The organism is Anaerotignum sp., assembly GCF_045122575.1.
Lineage (GTDB): Bacteria > Bacillota > Clostridia > Lachnospirales > Anaerotignaceae > Anaerotignum_A.
Window position 1 is genome coordinate 1 of sequence record NZ_JBGVHV010000101.1, and the last position, 2,091, is coordinate 2,091.

Genomic DNA, 2,091 nt, shown 5'->3' on the forward strand with positions numbered 1-2,091 from the left:
AATAAAAAAACGGCAAAGCCGAAGCCCTGCCGCCTGTTTTTTTAATAAAGCCCTCATCTGTCGCTTTGGAAAAATTTGGAGAATGGGTGTGTGTCTGCCGAAGCAGTTCCGCCTTCTTCCGCCGAAGCGCCGCCCTTTGGCTCCATCTGCATCCGATACAGAAAAACAACTGCCAAAGCAGCCATCCCCCTGCGTCTTTTGCCGATTTTACCGCCGTTTGCCGCAACAAAGGCTGTATTAACAAAAAATACAGCCTGTATTATATCTAAAAATCGACAACTTGTCAATTAGAAAGAAATAGGTATTGATAAAATCCTGTTTTCGCCTGTATAATAGAAAAGATAGATTCCGAGCGGAATCGTATGTAAAAATTTTTTGAAAAGGAGAAATGAACCTATGAGATATGAAGGTACCGTATACAGACCCCCCAGTGAGGCAGGCAGCCTCATCATTCAGCTGACTATCGGCTGCGCAAGAAATACATGCACATTCTGCAATATGTATAAGGATAAAAAATTCCGCATCCGCCCTCTGGAAGAAGTGGTGGAAGATCTGGCTATGGCCAGAAAATATTACAGCCGCATCAAAGTGCGCCGTATTTTCCTGGCAGACGGTGATGCGCTGATCGTGAAAACGGAAGACCTGCTGTATATTCTGGAAAAATGCCACGAATACTTCCCCGAATGTGAACGTATTTCCGTTTATGGCGCACCCAAGGATATCCTGCACAAAACCCCTGAAGAACTGAAACAGCTGAAGGCTGCAGGTCTGGATATGGTTTATATGGGTCTGGAATCCGGCGCCGATGAAGTGCTGAAAGATGTTAAGAAAGGCGTAACTGCGGACGAAATGATCGAAGCAGGTAAAAAAGTGCGTGAAGCTGGTATGATCCTGTCCATGACTGTGATTTCTGGTCTGGGCGGCAAAAAATACTGGAGAGAACATGCGCTGGGCAGTGCCAGAGTCATTTCTGCCATCAAACCCGAATATGTGGGTTTCCTGACACTGATGATCGAACCCGGCACAGAAATGTATGACCAGTATAACAGAGGGGAAATCGAACTCTTGACCCCTCACGAAGTGCTGGATGAAACAGAATTGTTTATCCGCAGCGTAGATGCGGAAGGAACCATGTTCCGTTCCAACCATGCCTCCAACTATATTCCTTTGGGCGGCACACTGAACGGCGAAAGAGATAAAATTCTGGGTCAGATCGAAACAAGCAGACAGAGAAGCAAATTCAGACCTGATGTTTTCAGAGGTATTTAAACAAGGAAAATCCTGCACAGTGACAATGCACTGAGCAAGCTTGCTTGCAGAAGGGCATTGGCATTGGGCAGGTTAGATGATATGAGTAAAGAAGCGACTGAAGGAAGCGATTTACGAATAGCAACGTCAATCGTGGGAGTGCGAAGTACGAAACGATTGACTTTCCATAGTACTAAAGTAAGGAGTTTTTTGTATGGCGTGGCTGGGTTTTGTCACATGGATAACGATATATGGCTGCCTTTTTCTGGCTGTTGTTACAGGCCGCTTGGGCTGGGCGCTGCTCTCCGGCTGGCTCATTCCCATCCTTGCCATGGCCATCAGCTTCCGGGAAGGCATGGTGGTAAATGGGCTGATGTTCCTCATCTGTTTACTGATGTTTCTGGCATGCCGCAAGGGGCTGACAGAGGTGCGCGGCTGGAACATCAAGCAGAGAAAACGGCGTCCCTTCCTGTTCTGTGCCCTGTATCTGTTTAGTTTTCTGCTGATGTTTTACTGCGTGGCGCAGGCACAGATCCAGGGGTATATCCTGAATATACAGGGTTGGGGCAGCGAAACGCTGCCGATGCTGCGTCTGCATCTGACGCTGCTGCCGATGCTGCTGCTGAATTATGCCTATACAGGGATGATCTATACAGCCATCGAACGTACGAAGCTGAAACAGAGAGAACTGATCCTGCTGGAATGCAGATGTTTCATTGCCCATGAAACAGGGGCAGAAAAGATCGCCCGTCAGGCTCACTATCTGGAGGGCATCAACAATGGCATCACATACCATTTTCAGCTGACGAAGCGCACCTATCATATGCTGAAAAAGGAAAAAAC

At 47.3% G+C, this 2,091-nt stretch carries 3 protein-coding genes; 2 read left to right on the forward strand and 1 reads right to left on the reverse strand.

Annotated elements, in window-relative coordinates; genetic code table 11:
- Positions 1-53: 53 nt before the first annotated feature.
- Positions 54-176, reverse strand: coding sequence for a hypothetical protein (locus tag ACJMLT_RS04420; protein WP_405727170.1), 123 nt, complete (start codon positions 174-176; stop codon positions 54-56).
- Between the two features lie 220 nt (positions 177-396).
- Between ACJMLT_RS04420 and ACJMLT_RS04425 the strand changes: the two genes are divergently transcribed.
- Positions 397-1,269, forward strand: a complete 873-nt coding sequence (locus tag ACJMLT_RS04425; protein ID WP_405727173.1) for a radical SAM protein — start codon at positions 397-399, stop codon at positions 1,267-1,269.
- 193 nt (positions 1,270-1,462) lie between these two features.
- The coding region (locus tag ACJMLT_RS04430; RefSeq protein WP_405727176.1) for a hypothetical protein at positions 1,463-2,091 on the forward strand (629 nt) is incomplete at its 3' end.